The following is a 20480-nucleotide window of genomic DNA, read 5'->3' as shown; positions in this document are numbered from 1 at the left end:
AATTTTATCTTACTTAGAGTTTTCCTTATTATACATAGCATACCAGCCTAAACCAGATGCTTTATCGTTCGATTTTGGATTTCCGAAGAGATAGAATAATGACGATCCGTTTGGTGGAATTTTTAGTAAACCAAAAAATTTCAGCGCAATTTCGGTAAACATCAATAAGAAAGAGGACTTATCTGAGTCATATGCTAAACGTATTTGTCCGATGGACAATTTTAATACCGTCTGTAGACTAATTAGTTTAGCACCACCACCAGTTCCAGGAAGCGTAATTCCAACGAGTACAGCAGGAGCAGAACCATCATCTGTAGCTGTAGGATTCCAAGCGGTTAATAATGTAGAGGTTAACCCTATATTACCAGCCAATTCTCCTGGAGTCCCCATGTTTAATTTATATATTAAGCCTACCCACGACGATCCATCTATAGGACTAACCTTTAAGTCTGTTATTACAGTAAGGTATCCATTTTGTGAGGGAGGAGAGTCGGAGCTTCCTTGAGTTAAGCCTTGTAAATTAAGAGCAAAGTTAACATACATACTATTTGGACGTGGTGTGCTTCTTGCTTGATCAAAGGTTATTTGAGAAGTCACAAACGTCATCGTTTTAGGTAATTGTTCTGTTTGTCCAGGCGTATAAGGGGGAGATACCATGTTTATGAGTAGATTGTTGAAAATTAACCCTTTATTGGATGCATCTGTACCATCGGTATTTCCAAAAGATAATATATCAAAATCTACAGCAGGGTCATTTTCATCTGCAGGAATCATTAACTCCTTGAAGTCCCAATATCCATTAATAGAAAAGTTACTTACAATATTGCCATTAGGATCACTTTGGGCAGTACTGAAATTAACATTGGATATTTCGATTTTGTTTACCGCTGGATTATTAAAATAGAATGCGTTAACTCCATCTGTACTTAAACTATAAAGCGCTTCGTTTCCTTTAAATTGAAGTGCACCTTTAAGGATCATGGTATTGAATTTATTTCCACCATCTCCCATATGATCTACGGGTGAACCAAAGTAATTATTCGTAGTGAGTTGAGCATAACTTTGAAAGCTTTTTACAGCTGTATTTTCAAATAGAACTTTTAAGTTTAGCAGGACAAAATCGTAAGTTTCGGATAAGTCGGGCTGAATAGGTTGAGGAGGTTCTTGTTGTATAAAATCGGGATCATTATAATAGATAAGCCCAAACATAGAACTTGGATTATTAATTTCTGGGCCGTTACTTCCTTTTTCTACAGGAGTAATGTTAATTCCAAAATGATGTGCTCTAAACCCAGCAGGATCTCTAACACCAGATAATATTCCAGTAAGGTTATCTGGTAAGCCTGAAATATCCATACGAAGAATAAGAATACCTGTCCAATTTTCGTCTTGTACTAAAGCATTAAAATTTCCAAAATAAGCAGTGTCAGTTTGATTTTTAGCATCCTCAAAATACGATTGCATCCATTGAGAAAGGATTACTAATTGGGAGTTATCTGGAGGAAGTAAATCATTGTTGTTATTTAATATTGATGGTGCAGCAAAGGTGTCTTTGGCTGTCCATTTTTGCCAGTTGGAAATTAAACTATTATCAGAATTATCAGGATCGTATAGCTTTCCTTTTTTTCCTTTTACAATAATGATATTATTATAATCATTGTATTTACTTTGGGTTCCTGTATTGGCTTCCATTGTCCAGTCTCCAATAAACATTTTATTGAGGAATTTTGCTCCAGATGCTGTTGGATCTGTAGAACCAAGTTTTTCATTATTAGCTATAACTAAAAACAAATCACTTGTTTGAAAGGCTTGGATGAGATCCTCGCTAGGATCTTCAAAATACATTTTTTCAAACGAGCTTTGAGAAGTTGTTTGGTTTTGAGCAAGATAAATAGCATTCCATACAGGGTTGTTGTTTGATCCTAATAAGTTAGCAATGAGTCCCGAGGGAGTTGTTACATTCGTTCCAGCATCGGTAACTTTATTTGTAGATTTTAAGTAAGATTCTTTTGCTTTAGTTTGAGCATTAATTAATATAGAATTGATGTTTTGTTTTCTAATTTGTGATATAAATAATTTTTCAAAATCTTCTATTTCTTCTTTATTGAATCCTTCTGTATTTAAATTTGGTTTAACATCTGCATAAGGAAGCATTGGAAATAGTACTGTATTGTTTGGTGTAAATGTAAAATTTGGAGTTGAATGCTCTAGAATTGTAGACCCAACAACTGTCGAGTTACTAAATAAAGCAGATCCTTTTGGTTGAGCAACATATGAAGGGATAATACTATTTTCTCCAATAACTAAAGTACACCAAGATGTTTGGTAAGTAATATCTAATAGAGATGCATTTGGATTAACTGGTGCTGTGACTGGTGATGATACAGGTAATGGGTATACAGGAGCGTAGGCAGGTTGGTTGGTGATAAAACGTAATCTATCACCTGGATTACCATTAACGCGAGGTTGAACATTAAAAAACTCGGTACCTTGTAAGCCGCATTGAAGCGGTATACTTTCATTGGAAGTCACACCGTTTATTTCTATTATAAAATCGCCTTCTGGAGCAAAATGTTTTTGATGCGCATTGGCGCTATATAATTCACCATTATTAAAGGTGAGTCGCGCTTGTAATTCATTATTGTTGTTATTACCTACAGGTATTAATTTAATGTTGCTTCCCCAAACAGTAAAATAATAGGCGTTAAGTACAGATTCGCTTTGATCTTTATTGGATCCGGTGAAATTAAATACGGTTCTTCTAGAATTGTATTGATCTGTAATAGAGCATGAGTTAGAACAATTAAAAGCTTGATTAAAGATGTCTGTAGGGTCAATAAAAATATTGAAGCCTATAGCATCAGTGGGCGATGGATATTGACCACTGGCTAAAGGGAAATATTCTGATCTAGCAGTTTGATTAGGGTTGTCTTCTAAAGGAATGAGCATTTGGAAACCCCAGTTAAAACCACTTGATAATGAGTTTCGTTCTATAAAAGCAGAAAAATTAACACTGCCACGATAGATTCCGCTAAGAGGGATACTTCCCGATGTGGCATAAGTACTATTAGAATCGGGAGCATCTGGTCCAGTAAATATAAGTTTAGAGTTGTTGCCACTTGTGCTGCCTAAGTCGATAGAATTATCTGTAGCTGTTAGTTTTATACCACTTTGTATTTGTAGTGAAATACCTGAAACCATAGGGATTGTAACGCCTTGAATGCTTGATGATCCATTTCCTGCAATGGTCATAAATATGGTATTTTTAGTAGCGCTAAAATCATTGATATCCAATATCCAAATAATATATCGTCCTGTTCCTAAAAGCGCTAAGGCTTGTTTTACAAATAAATCTGTGCTGTTTTGCGTTTCCAGATTAGGAGTGTAGGCAGATAAGATAAAACTTCCGTTTAAAGTAGTATCTGTTAAAGCTTGAGAAATATCATATCCTGATTCTGGACTAGAAGGAGGTTTGGGGAGTAGGAATGCGGAAAAACCTTGATCTTTACCAGTTGTTGGGGTAACATAAAGTTGATTATTTAAGGAAACATTAAAAAAGGACATATTATTAGTGTCTTACAGGTGATAATGGAACTATTATGAATAAACTTATTACAAGCAGATCAATGAACAGTAAATAATGAGCTTTTCAGGTTGAAAAGTAGCATTGTTCATAGACAGTATATTGAGCACAAAAAGGTGTTGGTTAAATCCCAACACCTTTTTATATTTATATAGTATATGTAGAATACTTAAACATTAGCTTAAGTTGTAATTGTAGCAGTACAAGCCATTGCTGTTTGTACATTAGTTCCTCCAGGTCCTGCTTTCCAACCACTAGTAAATAATGCAACTGTGTATATTTGGCCAATTAAAATTGTAACTCCATTAATTGCAGCTCCACCAATACTACTTGGATTATTTATAGAATTAACTGCAATAGGAGGTGTGTCGTAAGAAGCGTTTCCTGTTTGCCAAATACCTACCCAAGCTCCATTTTCTTGTGGACTTGCCCCGTTTGGTAATTTATAATTCATGGTAACTGAATCTGTTGATGCAACCAAATCTGTAATTTCTGGTTCTATATAACTAGATTGCTGTGACGTATCTATAAAACAGGTTGTACAAACGTTACCCCAATCTTGTCCAGAAGATAATTTAGGTCCTACAGCGTATCCAACTACATAAGTAACGCCTACTTGTATTTTAACTTCTTCAAATACTTGTGAACCTTGAGATGAATCTCCAGTAATCTCAACGTAACCATCTGGATTAGGATCGTTATAAGGAATAGAATTTTGATTTCTCCAAACTACAAGATAGTTTCCGTAAGTGTTTGGTCGGTTACCAGGTAATCCCGTATATTGAACTTGAAGTTGATTTCCAACTATCGCCGAGACTTTTATTTCGGTTGTTGGATTTTGTACAGCCGTAGCGTTTTCTGTTTTTGTAGACATAATTTTTAGATTTAAATGAATTAATATTTTTAAACGTAAGTGATATCTTCTTTTGGGATAGACAAGATATGAAAAAGCAATAATTTGTAAGTCAATACATCTAATAATCAGGTATTAATACCTGAATAATCAGGTGTTAATACCTGATGTGTTTAATATACTTTAAATCGTATCATGGCAGCTGCATTTGCTTCTTGGCTGCCTGTGAAATAGATAAGGGTGTAGATTTGACCAATATCTAGTGATAAATTATTGAGTCCACCACTGGATATATTGGAGTCACTAGAAACATTATCTTTGGCTATTGGAATATCTAAGTTATAAGGGGATGCTTGTCCTTCCCATAATCCAAACCAATTTTGATACGTTTTTGGAAGGTAGCCTTTTAGCGTTTTGTAACTGAAGCTAATGGAGTTCCTACTAATATTAAGTAGCGAAATTTCAACCCATTGTTTATTTATAGTGTCTTTATTTACACTTAGAGTAGCGCAAGTACAAATTTGTGTAACTTCTGGCCCCACCGAATAGCACACAATATATTCTGTAGATATAGCAATTTTTAAATTCTCTAAAACATAAGATCCACTTTGAGTAGCATCTTCTTGTAAGAGTTGTTCTTTCATGGGTGGGTATTGCCAAGGAACTTCGGAAGCTCTCCATATCCATAATTTATTTTGGAGTTTACCAGCCTGATTTGCAGGAAGGGTTTTATAATTAACAGATAATGTGTTTCCAGAAACTTCCGTTATATCGATACTAGAATGATAAGTATAACCTGATTCTATATTAGAAAGTGAATCTTGTTGACTCCAAGATATAGTGTTAGTTAAAAGTGTTGTAAAAAGGAGTATGTAAACTTGTAAATACCTAATATTGTTCCTCATTTTATAATGTACGGAACAAAAGCAATATTTGTATGATGCTATTTTATAGAACAATGGAATAAAGATAAACAGACTACTAATATACTTAAAATAGGATAAATCGTTATTTAGAGTTGTTTTTTCTTTAATGTAGGTGTTTTGTATAAAGATACAATCTTTAAAAATAGGTTTGTATTTATTTATGGTTGAACTTTTAAGAAGCGGTGTTTTTAACTATTTGATTTTTATGATTTTATAATATTTAATTTTTGTTAAGTATGGCTTTTGGGTAGTAAAAAATAAATTATTTTAACTTAAGTATCTAAAAATAATACCTCTCTATAATACATAGATATTTTACTAAAGCTGATAAAAATCAGCTTTTATTTACTTACTACCATATACTTTTGAAAATATAAAAGAAACACTAAATCGTAATATTCACAAGGTTATTCTTTAAAGTAAAAAGTTTATGAGTACACTTATTTCAAAATATAATGTGGCTGGACCTAGATATACAAGTTACCCTACGGTTCCCTATTGGAATGAAGAAACTTTTTCATTACATGCTTGGAAAGAAACATTACAAGCAAGTTTTTTAGAGAGTAATACTAAAGAGGGGATTAGTTTATATATTCATTTACCATATTGCGAAAGTATGTGTACGTTTTGTGGATGCAATAAGCGCATCACAAAAAATCATGATGTAGAAGTTCCCTATATAAAATCTGTTATTAAGGAATTTATAATGTATTATGAGCTGTTTAATGAAAAACCAAAAATTAAACAATTACATTTAGGAGGAGGAACACCTACATTTTTTTCGCCAGAACATTTAAACAGGTTACTTCATGGCATTTTTACAATAGGTAGTAAGGCTGAAAATTGTGAATTAAGTTTTGAAGGTCATCCAAATAATACCACAAAAGAGCACTTAAAAACATTAGCAAAAAAAGGCTTTAATCGAGTGTGTTATGGTGTACAGGATTATAATTTAACAGTACAAAAAGCAATAAATAGAATACAACCCTATGAAAACGTATTAAGAGCCACTAAAGAGGCTAGAGAAGAAGGCTATAATTCGGTAGGGCACGATATTATTTATGGGTTACCATTTCAAACACAAGACGATGTGATTAATACTATAAATAAGACTATCACGTTACGTCCAGACCGAATTGCATTTTATAGTTATGCGCATGTACCATGGATGAAAGGCAATGGACAAAGAGGATTTAAAGAAGAAGATTTACCTAGTGCAGATTTAAAGCGAGTGCAGTATGAGTTAGGTAAAAAGATGCTTATAGAAGCGGGTTATGTAGAAATAGGAATGGATCACTTTGCTTTAAAAACAGATACATTATACATTGCTCAAGAAAGTGGTGAAATACACCGTAATTTTATGGGGTATAACTCAAGTAAAACACAAGTTATGATTGGGTTAGGGGTTTCTGCAATAAGTGATAGTTGGTATAGTTTTGCCCAAAATGTAAAGAATATAGAAGAATATCAAAATTTAATAGAGGATAATATACTGCCTGTTTTTAGGGGACATATTCTCACTTCAGAAGATTTAATTATACGTAAACATATCCTCAATTTGATGTGTACATTTGAAACCTCATGGGAAGACCCTTCATTATGGTTTCCAGAACTTTCAGATGTATTAATAAAACTAAAAGAGCTAGAGAGAGACGAGCTTATAGAGGTCGACTCTAAAAAGATAACTGTAACTGAAAAAGGGCGTCCTTTTGTAAGGAATGTGTGTTTGCCTTTTGATATGCGTTTACAACGTAAAAAGCCAGAAACAAAACTTTTTTCAATGACAGTTTAGGTTAATTAAATAGTTAATAGATGGGGAAAAGGAAAGTGTAAAAGCTTTCCTTTTTTTGTTTTTAATTAAGTTTAAAATTTATATATCAAGATCATTAGAATCGTTATTTTTTTTATCGCTATTAGCCATATTGTATACAACAAGAGCTAGTACAACACAAACCAAAGCAAATACGCCAATAAAAATGGTTCCTATGCCCCAGTTAACTAAAGGTATTATTAGATTTTTCATATTTTAGAGTTTAATAATTATTAATGACAATGGTGTTTAGGAGATACCTGTTCAATGGTTACCATTTTAGAAGGTGAAACATAAGGGATACCTAATCCTAAACCTCTTAAAATAAATAGTAAGCCTACAATAAATACAAAAACAGGTATTATTTTTAAAATACGTTGTTTAACTTTTCCTGTTAAAAAATTACCTAAATAAATAGCTGTAGTCATAAGAGGTATAGTGCCTGATCCAAAAATTAACATATATAAACTACCTTGCAAAGCATTACCTGTGGCAATAGCCCCAAAAATTGCCATGTATACTAAACCGCAAGGTAGTAGTCCGTTAAGGTAACCTATAGTAAAAAAGGTTCTAGAGTTTTTATTTTTAAGTTTATTACCAATTCCGTTTTTTATTTTACTAACAACTTTATAGATAGGTTTAGAGAAATTATAACGATTAAACAATTTTGATGGGATTAAGATAATGGTAATCATAAGTATGCCTATGCCAATAGATAATTGCTGTTGTACCCCAAACAAGTTTAAACTTTTGCCTACTAGACCAAAAATTAAACCTAATATGGCATACATAAAAACCCGACCAATATGATAACTTAATAATTGAAAAAATCGTTTTTTAGGGTTTTTACGATCTACCGGTAATAAAAAAGCAATAGGTCCGCACATTCCCACGCAGTGAAAACTACCTAATAAACCAAATATGAGGGCAGAGTATAGCATGATTAATAAATAATAGATTTTTTGTACAAGTAATTTTCTTCGTTGTATTTAAATTCAATAGTAATGTTCCAACGACCGCCAACCATCTTGTTGTCAGGTACGAGCAAATTAGACCCGGAAAGGACTATAGGTAAGTCAAAATCCAGTTTCTGGTTAGACGGTCTATATAGGAACACTCTTCCTTTAATTTTTGAAGTTTCTAACTCTTTAGGAAAAGTTATTAACCAGCCTTCTTGAGTTTTTCTGTTTTCTATTCTTTCTTTTAGATTATATGTGTTAGTTTCTGCATCAATTTCTGTTTGATATGCCATTTCTTTGGCGTAATACTCTTCAGTTACTAAGTCGTGTTTGTATTTTTTGTCTGTACTCATTGTTATTACGAAGTACATAATAAAGCTCATAAAAGCGAGCATTCCAACAACAAGACTTTTTCCCCAATTCCATTTCATAACTATTCCGTTTTATACCAAATGTATTTCAAAATGGTTGATTAATAAATTGACTTGATAAACTAAAAAAGAAACTATTTATATATATTATTTTTGATAACTCACTTGTTATTAATGGTTTCTCTGTTCTGTTCTAGTTTCTCTATCATTAATTTCGTTTTACAGGTTGGATTTTGTCCTAGTTGCCCTTTTTTACATCCTTCGCAACATTTTTTCTTTTTAGTTGTATTCAATTTTTTGGTTTTATATTTTCAAATTAATGATATAGATATTTTTTATTTATAATTCCTTGGCCCTAAAAAGGCTGTAGTAGTGGTTTCTATTAAATGATTCCCACTGTATACACCTATTTCTAATCTATCTTTATCTCCTTTAAGTGCACTTGCATTTACTTCAATAAATAAGGTGCCTTCTGCAAGACCTTGTCCATCAACTTTAAAATTATTGTGAGATACAAGTTTGATAATGCCTTTGTGAGACAAAAGTTTAAAATGCACATTTTCAATGTCGTCTATTGTTTTGTTGACTAATTTAAAGGTGTATACATTACTAATAATATTATCTGCCTTACGTTCGTATAATTGTCCTGGTAATCTTAAAATATGAGCTTCAATATCATTTCGTAAAAAGAGCATTCCAATGAGTATAGTAGTAAGCATTCCAAGTACTACCATATACCCTTTTAATCGTGGTGTAAACTTGAATTTTTCTTTCTTTTCAATGTTGTTTTCGCTGGTATAACGTATCAATCCTTTTTGTAGATTGACACTTTCCATCATGTGGTCGCAAACATCGATACAAGCAGTGCAATTAACACATTCTAATTGTGTACCATTTCTAATGTCAATACCCGTAGGACACACGTTAACACATTGAAAACAATCAATGCAATCTCCTTTGCCAGTAGAATCTCTATCTTCATTTTTTTTGAATTTAGCTCTTCCTTTTTCTTTTTCACCACGTTTATGGTCGTAAGCAACTACAATGGATTTATTATCTAATAGTACACCTTGCAACCTTCCGTAAGGACAAGCAATAATGCATACTTGCTCTCTAAACCATGCAAATACAAAGTAAAAGACACTTGTAAAAATTAAAAGAGATATTAATGTACTAATGTGTTTTAGAGGCCCATCTGTGATGTAACGAATCAATTGATCGCTACCAATAAGATAGGCTAGGAATACATTCGCAATAAGGAATGAAATGATAAAGAAAATACTCCATTTAAAAGTTCTCTTTTTTATCTTTTCGGCATTCCATGGCATTTTTTTTAATCGAATTTGTTTGCCTCTGTCCCCATCAATCCAGTATTCAATACGACGAAAAACCATTTCCATAAAAATGGTTTGTGGGCATATCCATCCACAAAATAGACGACCAAAGGCAACAGTAAATAGAATAATAAAAACGACTCCCACTAGTATCATAATTACGAATAAGTGAAAGTCCTGTGGCCAGAAAGGAAAACCAAAAATATTAAAACGACGTTCTAATACATTAAACATCAAGAATTGGTTACCGCTAATTTTAATAAATGGAGCAGAAAACAAAAAAACTAATAGTGCGTAACTTACATATTTACGGTACTCATACCATTTTCCATCAGGTTTTTTAGGGAATACCCAAGCACGCTTCCCATCTTCGCTAAGCGTGCCTATAGTATCTCTAAAATTATCTTGCCCTTGTTCTGCCATAATGAATGAGTAGGATCTGTTTTTTGCTAATTATTGATTTGATGTAACTTGAATTGCTGTAGAGTCATTTGTAATAACAGGTATTGTTTCTTTTGTTTCGTCAGGTGCTTCTGGATTTACCCAGATTTCTCCTTGAGCTTCTTTAGGTTCGGCAGGAGTAGTGCCTTGAAAACTTAGTACATAACTGGCAACTTGGGCTATTTCGGCAGGTTTGAGGTCTGTTTTCCATGCAATCATACCTTTACCATCGCGACCACCTTCAGAAATAGTATTAAATACATTTTTAATACCACCTCCTAGAATCCAGTATTCATCAGTTAAATTAGGGCCAATTCCACCACCTCCGTCAGTTTTATGACAAGCAACACAGTTATTGTTGAAAATAGTTTGTCCTGCTTTTAAATCTGAAGCATCAGTAAGTAATATTACAGTATTTACATCAACTAAATCTTTAGCTGTTTTTTTCCATTCCTCTATCTGTCTTTTAGCTTCTGTTACTTCAATTTCATATTCTTCATCTTGATTGTAATCATTAAAAACTTCAAAACGAACCATATAAATTATGGCAAAAATGATAGTTGCATAGAAGCTGTATACCCACCAAGGCGGGAGGTTATTATCCAGTTCTTTAATACCATCATAGTTATGATCGAGTATAATTTCATCTTCTTCTTCAATAGCTTTACTACCTAGCATTTTCTTGTACGTTTCTCGAAACCACTTAAATTTATTTGCTTTCTCGAAAGCAATTTTTTTATCGTACTTTATTTTTGCTTCGGGATTTAAAGCTCTATACAAAATGCTTTTTAAAGCAGCTGCGCAGATTTCTCCTGCGATATGAAAAAGGATTAATACTCCTAAAACTACCCATACCCAAGGTTGCTCTATGAAGATAGAAGTTTCTCCTGTCGAACCTATAAAATCAAGAAAGAGGTATCCTAAAACCGAAAAACCTAGTACTCTTAAATAAGATGCTATTGTTCTCATAATTTTGAGTCGTTTAAAGTTATAGTAGCATCATCTAACGGGATGTTACTTACCGATTGTATGTGTGCTTTTTTAGCAGTGAATACCCACCAGAATAGTGCTGCAAAAAAGATGAAGAATATTAATAGCGAGATAATAGGATAAATTTCAACTCTATCTATGTTTTCTAAGTTTCCTTTTATAAATTTTAGCATGGCCTTATTCGTTTACGTTAGACGCAGTATCTTTTGCGTTTTTAATTTTAATATCTGTTCCTAGGCGTTGTATGTAGGCAATTAATGCTACGACTTCTCGATTACGCATTTCTATGAATTCTTCACCATTATCTTTAGCATATTTTTTATCTGCCTCATAAGTTTTAGCGAAGTCTGGATCGTTATATAGGTTTTTCTCAATTTCGGTTCCTTGAGCTGTCATCCATTCTTGAGCACGTGCAATATCGTCATCTGTGTAAGGTACTCCTAATGTTACCATGGCTTTCATCTTAGTTTCTGTACTACCTTTGTCTAGTTTATTTTTAATTAACCATTTGTATGAAGGCATTATAGAGCCAGATGAAGTACTTTGAGGATCGTAGAAGTGATTTAAGTGCCAATTGTCACTATATTTTCCTCCTATACGCATAAGGTCTGGCCCAGTACGTTTACTTCCCCATAAGAATGGGTGGTCATATACATACTCACCAGCTTTAGAGTATTCGCCATAACGTTCAACTTCACTTCTAAATGGACGAACCATTTGTGAGTGACAAGAGACACAACTTTCTCTTATGTAGATATCACGACCTTCTAATTCTAAAGGGGAGTATGGTTTTACGCTTGAAATAACAGGCACATAATCATCTACTATTAATGATGGAATAATCTGTACCATGCCTCCAATTAAGATAGCAATGGTAGCGAAAATGGTTAATTTTACTGGTCGTCTTTCTAACCAAGTATGATACCCTTCTTTACTAGTACGTTGTTTAGTTACTTTTTGAAGTGGTGTAGCCTCAGCTAATTCATCAGTTACTTTTTGTCCAGAGCGAGCAGTCATAATAATGTTATACACACCTATTAAAGCACCAACTATAAACATGGTTCCTCCTATAGCGCGCATCCAGTACATTGGAATAATTTCACTAACAGTTTCTAAGAAATTACCGTAAGTTAATGTGCCATCTGGATTGAATTGTTTCCACATAGAAGCTTGTACAAATCCAGCAACATACATAGGCAATGCGTATAATATAATACCTAGTGTGCCTATCCAGAAATGAGCATTTGCTAATTTATTAGACCAAAGTGTTGTTTTGAATAATTTAGGAACCATCCAATATACCATACCAAAAGTTAGAAATCCATTCCAGGCTAATGCGCCTACATGAACGTGGGCAATTACCCAGTCGCTAAAGTGTGCAATGGCATTAACGTTTTTAAGTGATAACATTGGGCCTTCAAAAGTAGCCATACCATAACCAGTAATAGCGACAACCATAAATTTTAAAACAGGATCTGTACGTACTTTATCCCAAGCTCCACGTAGGGTTAAAAGTCCATTAATCATACCTCCCCAAGAAGGTGCAATTAACATTATTGAGAAGGCTACTCCTAAGTTTTGTGCCCAATCTGGTAGTGCTGAATATAATAAGTGATGAGGTCCTGCCCAGATGTATATAAAAATTAATGACCAAAAGTGTACAATAGAAAGTCTATATGAATATACAGGTCTGTTTGCTGCTTTAGGAACAAAATAATACATGAGCCCTAAGAAAGGTGTCGTCAAGAAAAATGCTACTGCGTTATGACCGTACCACCATTGTACTAAGGCATCTTGTACACCTGCATACATGGAATAACTTTTTAATGCACTAATAGGTAATTCCATACTATTTACAATATGGAGCACAGCTACGGTTACAAAGGTTCCTAAATAAAACCAAATAGCAACATATAGGTGGCGTTGTCTCCTTTTTAAAATAGTACCAATTAAGTTGGCGCCAAAGGCTACCCAGATTAAAGCAATAGCAATATCAAAAGGCCATTCTAATTCGGCATATTCTTTTGATGTTGTATAGCCTAATGGTAAGGTAATTGCGGCTCCAATAATAATGGCTTGCCATCCCCAAAAATTTAGGTTGCTAAGCCAGTCTTTCCACATACGTGCTTTAAGAAGGCGTTGTGTAGAGTAATATACACCAGCAAAAATAGCATTGCCTACAAAAGCAAAAATAACGGCGTTGGTATGTAAAGGACGTAGACGCCCAAAGCTTAGCCAAGATATGCCGTCTGTGAGGTTGGGGAATAAAAACATAAAGGCTAATAGTAAGCCTACACTCATCCCTATAATGCCCCAGAACATAGTAGCGACGATGAATTTACGTACGATTTTGTTGTCGTAATAAAATTGTTGTACTTCCATAGTTAATTAGTAAATCATTTAAGAATGATTATTTTTTGTTGTTTTTGGTTGGGTAGGAGTTGTGTGTTCTTTGACAATTTCATCTTCAAAGAGCATTCTAATTGATGGTGTATAGGTGTCATCGTACTGTCCCTTTTTTACTGAAAAAATAAAAGCAGCAAAAAAGATAAGTGCTACAATGACACTAATTGCCAAAAGCATATAAATAATACTCATACCTACCTGGATTATATAGCAAAATTACTGTTGATGATTTTAAAAAAAGATGATTTTTATCAACTTTAGAGGGGTTTGTTAGTTGTTGAAAATCATATTAAAACAACTCATTTAAAGTTGTTTTTTAGGGTTTAAATAATTAATTTGATTTTGATAAATTAGAAGGGTGTTTTTTTCTTTTTCTAAAACATTAAAAATTACCGATTTTAATGTTTTAAAAACATTAATTTCTTGAGAGAAAAGTTGTTGGTAATAAGACACGCCTTCTATCATGTTTTTTATAAAAACAGATAAATATTTATGCTGTTTTATATTAAGGTTTTCTTTATGTTCATCTATTTGTTTTTTTAAATATTCCATGTAAATACTTAATTCTTTAATGAATATGTTAGGACGGTCTTTACGATCTATAACATTATTTTTATGGTAAATGTGATCTACCATTTCTTTAAGTTTCATGGTCTTTGAAAAATAGGCTAGGTTTGGTCCTGGACAAATAGATACACCAGAGCCTTCTACCTTAGTGTCTATATTATTTACTAATAAAGCGGCTGTTCCTAAACCAACACAAGTACATGATTTTTCTGTGATTTTATTAAATTGTTTTTCGTATTCTTTTTTAGGAAGCCCTTTTTCATCTAATGCTTTCAATTTTAAAAATTGATATTGGCGTGAAGCTGTACATAGTCCTTTTTCGTCAAATTCTTTGTTTAAACTCACAAACTTTTTAGGACAAGAACTACCAGGTCTCCCTTTGTTAATGTATGCTTCTTTTTCTGCATCCTTAGTGTTGCCTCTTAAATTATTAAAAGGAATGCCTAAAGGGGAGATATCGCTTAGGTAAATATCTTTTTCTTGAGCTTTTTCTAGTTTTTCACGAGTAGGAGTATCCACTAAGGTTGCTTCTGGTACTAATAAAAATGGGCTTCCCCAGCCTACAGAATCTACATTATAGTGTTCCTGTAAAAATTGATGCTCTTCTGTGGTGCCTACACCTCCTTGAGCACTAATTTTAATTGGTAATATGGTATTTGGTTCGGGTTTTCCTTTTTGGATTAAAGCCTTTTTTAAAATATCATATAAAGTTTTAGTTAATTCTTGTTTGGAGTCTCTAAATTGAGCTAAAATGGGACCCATTAAATACCCATCTGTAGCAAAAGCATGACCACCACAATTTAACCCTGATTCAATACGAAATTCTGAAACCCAAATACCTTTTTTGGCTAAAAATTTTCCTTGAATTAAAGCAGAGCGGTAATCACTTACTTTAAGAACAATTTTCTTTTTTATTACACCGTTTTCATCAGGATAAAAATCTTCAAAAGTTTCAATATAACCATATAAACGGGGGTTCATACCTGCCGATAACACTAGTGATGAGTTTAAGTTACTTTTAGCAAAACCTCTTAAGGCAGCATGAGCATCATTATAAGTATTGTCTAGTTTTTCGCCATCTTGATAATTTTCTTTATCTACTTTGGTCATGATGTTAACATCAATGCTACCCATAGAAAGTGTATCATCTAACCATTTTTTAATAGCATCTTTATTTGATGTGCTTTCATAAAACTTTTTAAACTTTGCTTTTAATTGTGCGCTATTAGGTAATAAAGACAAGTATTGTTTTAGGTCTTTACTATAGTCTTCATTTATGTTTTTTATGGTATTAAATTTTTCTTCAGCAATGGTTTGAATTAAATTTAAATACGATGTAATACGCTTAGCTCTAAAATCTTCAAAAGAGCTTTTAATTTCTGTAAATGGAAGTTTTAAATTTTCGGAATATACTTTTCTTAATTTTTCTAGTAATTCATCATCTACTAAAGAAATCACAGAATCAATTCCTAAATGAGCAACTTTTGCAGGTGTATCTGCTGTAAAGCCAATGCCCATTACTGGTATGTGAAATGAATGTTTTTGCATTATACTTATATGTTTTAGTTATATTTTAGGGCTATTGTTATATTGTAAATTACAAGGAGGATATAATTAGACTTCAAGGTATAATCGGATCATGGAAACATCCAGACGTAGTTGTTGTAAGTCTTCAAGCATTTTGTTTTTTGATGTTTTTATAGTTTCTTTTTTAGTTTTAAAAAGGCGCTCACATTCCATTATAGCTTCTACTATTTTTACTGTTATTTTACGTAATTGTAATATGATAGTTTCGCAATTTGAAAAAAGGTGTTCGTACATATTTTGCTTAATGTGTTTTAGTTGTTTTTTAAAGTTTTTTACAAACGAACATGTCTTTTCTCCTTTGTTTGAAACTTGTTCATAGAATTTTAAAACCATTTCTTGAATAGTGAGTTGTTCTGAAGCAAAAACAAAACCAGCAAGATTATTTTGATTTGTAAAATGGTTTATAACTGTATTCATGGTACTGATTATTTATAGGTTGGTTTATGGAGTTGTTTTCCTGAAAGATAAGTGGCTATTGTAGTAAATACAACAATACTTATAGAGCTTAAAGGCATTAGAATGGCAGCTATTACAGGAGCTAGATTTCCAGTGAGAGCAAATGCTAAACCAATTAAATTATAGAATAACGAAAAGATAAATGCGTATTTAATGATTTGTGTTCCTTTTTGTGAAAGCGATAAAAATTTTGGAATATCTTGAAATTTTGAAGCATCTAAAATTCCATCGCAAGCAGGTGAGAATACATTAATGTTTTCTGAGATAGAAATGCCTACATTACTTTGCGCAAGTGCTCCTGCATCGTTAAGACCATCTCCTATCATAAGTACATTTCTTCCTTTTTTTTGTTGTTGCTTAATGTAGTTGAGTTTGTCTTCTGGCTTTTGGTTGAAAAGTAGCGTGGTATTTTTGGGAAGTAATTTGGAGAGGTGTTCTTTTTCTCCATCATTATCACCAGAGAGAATGACTATTTTTTTAGAAGTCTTCAATTGGTCAAATACGGTTTTTACTCCATTTCTGTATTCGTTGTAAAATACGTAACACCCTTTGTATTTGTTATTTGTGCTAATATGGACAGCTGTTCTTTTGTGGGTTTGTTTATTTGTTTTTTCTTGTTTAGAATCAACAAATCCGTAAGCTCCAACTTTAATACTACGATTATTAATTACACCTGTAATACCTTGACCAATGTCTTCTTTAAAATCGTCAAGTGTTTGGATGTTGTTTTTGTCTAAAATATCATATAAAGAGCGACTTAGGGGATGGTTTGAAGCACGAAGTGTACTTGTTAATAAAGATTGTTCTTCTTTGTTTAAAGAGATGCCTTCGTAAGTAATTGTATTTTTAGTATTGGTAGTAAGTGTTCCTGTTTTATCAAAAACGACCGTATCAATATGTGTTAATTGCTCAATAATTGAACTGTCTTTTATATAAAGTTTATAACGACCAAAAATGCGTAGTAAATTCCCTAAAGTAAAAGGAGCGGCTAGTGCAATGGCACATGGGCAAGCAACAATAAGTACGGCTGTAAATACATTTAATGCAATAGGTATATCAATAAATAACCAAATAGTGGTTGCTATAATTGCAATAGATAATAGACTAATTGTAAAACGCTTACTAATATTATCTGTTAAAGACTCAAATACACTTTGTTTATTTTTACTAAAGATCTCGTTAGACCATAATTGTGTTAAATAACTTTGTTCTATAGGTTTTAAAACTTCAACTTCTATAGAGCCAGCTTGTTGGTGACCTCCAGCAAATAATTGATCACCAGATTTTTTTGTAACAGGTTCTGCTTCACCTGTTACAAAACTATAATCTATTAAAGCAGTTCCTTTAATAAGAATGGAGTCTACAGGTAATAATTCTGAATTTCTAATTAAAATTCTATCTCCTTTTACAAGTTTGTATACTTGTACTTGTTCTTCGGTTTTTGATGTTTCTAAAGTAGATTTGTCTTTATTTCGTGTTAATCGAGTAACGGCTATAGGGAAATAAGACTTGTAGTCACGTTCAAATGAGAGGAAGGCATAGGTTTTTTGCTGAAAGAACTTACCAAGTAAAAGGAAAAATACAAGTCCAACCATACTATCAAAAAAACCAGTACCCCAATTCATTACAATCTCAATAGTAGAACGAATAAATAATACCGAAATACCAATAGCTATAGGAACATCAATGTTTAATATTTTTGAACGTAAACCTTTATACGCAGATATAAAATAATCTCGACCTGAGTAAACTGCAACAGGAACAGCAAAAGCAAATATTAACCAACGGAAAATGTGTTTAAACTTTTCTAACCAAAATTCATTAACTTCAAAATACTCTGGGAATGAGAGGAACATAATATTACCAAAAGCAAAACCAGCAACACCTAGTTTATAAATTAAACTTCGGTCTATGTGTGATTTATTTTCGGTTATATCATCTAATGATATATAGGGTTCGTAGCCTATTCTTGAAAGTAGAATAGCTAGATTTTGAAGTGTTAATGATTTTGAAGAAAAGGTGATTCTAACTGTCTTTTTTGGGAAATTAACTTGTGCAGTTTTAATTGCTGAATTAAGCTTATTTAAATTTTCGAGAACCCAAATGCAAGAGCTGCAGTGAATTGAGGGGATTAATAATGAAACGACTTGCGTGCCTTGTTCATTAAACTCCAGAAGTTTGGTGACTATTTCCTCGTTTTTTAGAAACTCAAACTTCCCCTCTTGTTCAATAGGAGACATACCTGGTGCACGCTCAAGGTCGTAATAATATGAGAGGTTATTATCGTTAAGAATATCAAAAACAGTTTTGCAGCCATGACAACAAAATGATTTGCCATGATGTGAGATTACAGTATTCCTGCACTCGTCACCACAATGGAAACAATTTTCCATAGTTATTTAATTTGCTCAGACTTATAAAGTCTATTATACCTAAAGCAAAATTGAATAAATATCTACCCTTAAAAGATGACTTTTGTCACCCTAAAAATTTTTAAATTATAATTAAAAACAATTGAAGGTTAAATCTTATTTTAAGAAAGTTTTTTTAATGAAAGTGTTTTTTATTGTAATATTTATATTATTTATTTATATATAACTATTTGATTGTTAGTTATTAGTGTTCTATTGAGGTTTAAATGTTTTGGTACTAATTTTACTTCTACTACATTTGTATAATTATATTAGTTTAAATCTATGGAAGATCACCAAGAAGGGCGATGTGAAAATTGTATTATAAGACAATTAAATTCACTCAAAGCATTAAGTAAAGAAGAGCTTAAACTAATCTCGGATACTAAAGTGACAAAGTCTATAAAGAAAGGAGATGTTATTTTTGAAGAGGGAGAAAAACTTAATGGTGTTTTTTGTGTGCGAAATGGTGTTTCCAAGTTATCTAAGATGAGTGACAATGGTAAAGACCAAATAGTTAAAATAGCTACTAAAGGTGAAGTTCTTGGTCAACGTTCTGTAATTGCTGAAGAAAAAACAAACTTAAGTGCTGTGGCTCTTAATGATATGGAAGTTTGTTATATCTCTAAAAATCATCTTACGGATAATATTAGCAATAATGTAGCTTTTACAAAAGCTATTCTGGTTCAAATGGCAGAGGATCTTAAATTTGCAGATGATGTTATTGTTAATATGGCTCAAAAAAGTGTAAAACAACGTATAGCCGAAACCTTAAGGTATCTAGAAAAGAATTTTAAAACAGACGAAGAAGGTTATATTGCTATGACACTTAGTCGTGAAGATATTGCTAATGTTGTAGGTGCTGCTAAAGAAGCATGTATTCGTACGCTAACAAGTTTTAAAAAAGAAGGTTGGATTATTACAGACGGAAAGCGTATTAAAATAGAAGATGATAAAGCTTTATATAGATTAATAGAAGGTTTTTAGTTTTCTCAAAATCAGATGGATCTATTACTTTTATTTATCTATTATTATTATTTATACCTGCCTATATAGTATTAATGAATAGTTAAATTAAGTTCTGTGTTTTTAGACCAAGAATAATCTTCTTGTAATCTATAGCTTTCATGCAAGCGAATACCTCCAAAATTAGCTTCAAAAAAGTGAAACTCTTTAGGTTTTACTATGAAACCACCCCAATATTCTGGTTTAGGTATTTCTTTATTTTTAAATTGTCTTTCATAGGTTTCTAATTGTTTTTCTAAAACAATTCTTGATGCAACAGGTTTACTTTGTTGAGATGCCCAAGCACTTATTTTACTACCTCTAGGTCTCAGGTCAAAATAATTCTCAGATTCTGTTCTAGTAATTTTTGAAGCAATTCCATAGACTTGTATCATTCTACCAGAATTTCCCCAATTAAATAATATATTAACTTTTGGGTTTATATTAATAGCAATTGCTTTATCACTTTTGTAATTGGTATAAAAAACAAAACCTTCCCATGTGTACTTTTTTAATAGTACCATTCTACTTTTAGGGTAATTATCGATACCTATTGTGGTTATAGACATAGCATTTGGCTCGCGCTCATGATACAAATTATCTGCTTCATAAAACCATTTTTGAAATTGTTGCATTGGGTTGTAATCGGCTTCTATGTTTTTATTTGGTCCCATTGTTATCAAAAATTAGTTTATTAAGTTTATGTATTGAGGTTTTATTAATGAACTTATCTTGACTTTTTCTATTTTCTAAAAAATGTTCAAAATTCGCCAATATTTTA

General features: G+C 32.4%; 17 protein-coding genes. 2 read left to right on the top strand and 15 right to left on the bottom strand.

The window, feature by feature from the left end; translation table 11 throughout:
• Positions 1 to 9 precede the first annotated feature (9 nt).
• The 3 genes from A8C32_RS18185 to A8C32_RS18175 all read right to left on the bottom strand — a co-directional run bounded on the left by A8C32_RS18185 (position 10) and on the right by A8C32_RS18175 (position 5341).
• Positions 10 to 3564, bottom strand: coding sequence for a hypothetical protein (locus A8C32_RS18185; protein ID WP_069831808.1), 3555 nt, complete (start codon positions 3562 to 3564; stop codon positions 10 to 12).
• Between the two features lie 200 nt (positions 3565 to 3764).
• Positions 3765 to 4457: a hypothetical protein gene (locus A8C32_RS18180; RefSeq protein WP_069831807.1), complete on the bottom strand. Its 693-nt coding sequence runs from the start codon at positions 4455 to 4457 to the stop codon at positions 3765 to 3767.
• Between the two features lie 152 nt (positions 4458 to 4609).
• Positions 4610 to 5341: a hypothetical protein gene (locus A8C32_RS18175; protein WP_069831806.1), complete on the bottom strand. Its 732-nt coding sequence runs from the start codon at positions 5339 to 5341 to the stop codon at positions 4610 to 4612.
• Positions 5342 to 5792: 451 nt separating this feature from the next.
• On the opposite strand from A8C32_RS18175, the gene hemN reads away from it, so the two are divergent.
• Complete coding sequence (gene hemN, locus A8C32_RS18170; protein WP_069831805.1) at positions 5793 to 7154, top strand: oxygen-independent coproporphyrinogen III oxidase; 1362 nt, start codon at positions 5793 to 5795, stop codon at positions 7152 to 7154.
• Between the two features lie 78 nt (positions 7155 to 7232).
• Here the strand turns inward: hemN and A8C32_RS20800 are convergent, their stop codons facing one another.
• The 11 genes from A8C32_RS20800 to A8C32_RS18120 all read right to left on the bottom strand — a co-directional run bounded on the left by A8C32_RS20800 (position 7233) and on the right by A8C32_RS18120 (position 18676).
• Positions 7233 to 7385 (bottom strand): hypothetical protein, encoded by a 153-nt coding sequence (locus A8C32_RS20800; protein WP_165605863.1) that lies wholly within the window; start codon positions 7383 to 7385, stop codon positions 7233 to 7235.
• A 20-nt stretch (positions 7386 to 7405) separates the two neighbouring features.
• Complete coding sequence (locus tag A8C32_RS18165) at positions 7406 to 8113, bottom strand: sulfite exporter TauE/SafE family protein (RefSeq protein WP_069831804.1); 708 nt, start codon at positions 8111 to 8113, stop codon at positions 7406 to 7408.
• Between the two features lie 2 nt (positions 8114 to 8115).
• Positions 8116 to 8562: a FixH family protein gene (locus A8C32_RS18160; RefSeq protein ID WP_069831803.1), complete on the bottom strand. Its 447-nt coding sequence runs from the start codon at positions 8560 to 8562 to the stop codon at positions 8116 to 8118.
• A gap of 275 nt (positions 8563 to 8837) precedes the next feature.
• Positions 8838 to 10259, bottom strand: a complete 1422-nt coding sequence (gene ccoG / locus A8C32_RS18155; RefSeq protein ID WP_069831802.1) for a cytochrome c oxidase accessory protein CcoG — start codon at positions 10257 to 10259, stop codon at positions 8838 to 8840.
• Between the two features lie 30 nt (positions 10260 to 10289).
• Complete coding sequence (locus A8C32_RS18150; RefSeq protein WP_069831801.1) at positions 10290 to 11246, bottom strand: cbb3-type cytochrome c oxidase N-terminal domain-containing protein; 957 nt, start codon at positions 11244 to 11246, stop codon at positions 10290 to 10292.
• Positions 11243 to 11440: a CcoQ/FixQ family Cbb3-type cytochrome c oxidase assembly chaperone gene (locus tag A8C32_RS18145; RefSeq protein WP_069831800.1), complete on the bottom strand. Its 198-nt coding sequence runs from the start codon at positions 11438 to 11440 to the stop codon at positions 11243 to 11245. The genes A8C32_RS18150 and A8C32_RS18145 overlap by 4 nt, the downstream gene beginning before the upstream one ends.
• A gap of 4 nt (positions 11441 to 11444) precedes the next feature.
• Complete coding sequence (gene ccoN / locus A8C32_RS18140) at positions 11445 to 13649, bottom strand: cytochrome-c oxidase, cbb3-type subunit I (RefSeq protein WP_069831799.1); 2205 nt, start codon at positions 13647 to 13649, stop codon at positions 11445 to 11447.
• An 18-nt stretch (positions 13650 to 13667) separates the two neighbouring features.
• Positions 13668 to 13865, bottom strand: a complete 198-nt coding sequence (ccoS, locus tag A8C32_RS18135; protein ID WP_069831798.1) for a cbb3-type cytochrome oxidase assembly protein CcoS — start codon at positions 13863 to 13865, stop codon at positions 13668 to 13670.
• A gap of 111 nt (positions 13866 to 13976) precedes the next feature.
• Positions 13977 to 15788: a hypothetical protein gene (locus A8C32_RS18130; protein WP_083253420.1), complete on the bottom strand. Its 1812-nt coding sequence runs from the start codon at positions 15786 to 15788 to the stop codon at positions 13977 to 13979.
• Between the two features lie 66 nt (positions 15789 to 15854).
• Positions 15855 to 16244: a hypothetical protein gene (locus tag A8C32_RS18125; RefSeq protein ID WP_069831796.1), complete on the bottom strand. Its 390-nt coding sequence runs from the start codon at positions 16242 to 16244 to the stop codon at positions 15855 to 15857.
• 8 nt (positions 16245 to 16252) lie between these two features.
• A complete protein-coding gene (locus A8C32_RS18120) occupies positions 16253 to 18676 on the bottom strand; it encodes a heavy metal translocating P-type ATPase (protein WP_069831795.1) in 2424 nt (807 codons plus the stop codon).
• Between the two features lie 303 nt (positions 18677 to 18979).
• On the opposite strand from A8C32_RS18120, the gene A8C32_RS18115 reads away from it, so the two are divergent.
• Entirely contained in the window at positions 18980 to 19681 is a 702-nt protein-coding gene (locus A8C32_RS18115) for a Crp/Fnr family transcriptional regulator (protein WP_069831794.1), read from the top strand.
• A gap of 71 nt (positions 19682 to 19752) precedes the next feature.
• Here A8C32_RS18115 and pdxH read toward each other — a convergent pair whose 3' ends face one another.
• Positions 19753 to 20373 carry a pyridoxamine 5'-phosphate oxidase gene (gene pdxH / locus A8C32_RS18110; RefSeq protein ID WP_069831793.1) on the bottom strand — a complete coding sequence of 207 codons (621 nt, stop codon included), beginning with the start codon at positions 20371 to 20373 and terminating at the stop codon, positions 19753 to 19755.
• Positions 20374 to 20480: the final 107 nt, after the last annotated feature.

This window comes from Flavivirga aquatica, from assembly GCF_001747085.1.
In the GTDB taxonomy this organism is placed as follows: domain Bacteria; phylum Bacteroidota; class Bacteroidia; order Flavobacteriales; family Flavobacteriaceae; genus Algibacter_C; species Algibacter_C aquatica.
The sequence above is the reverse complement of the archived record's forward strand: the minus strand, read 5'-3'. Positions and strand labels throughout refer to the sequence as shown.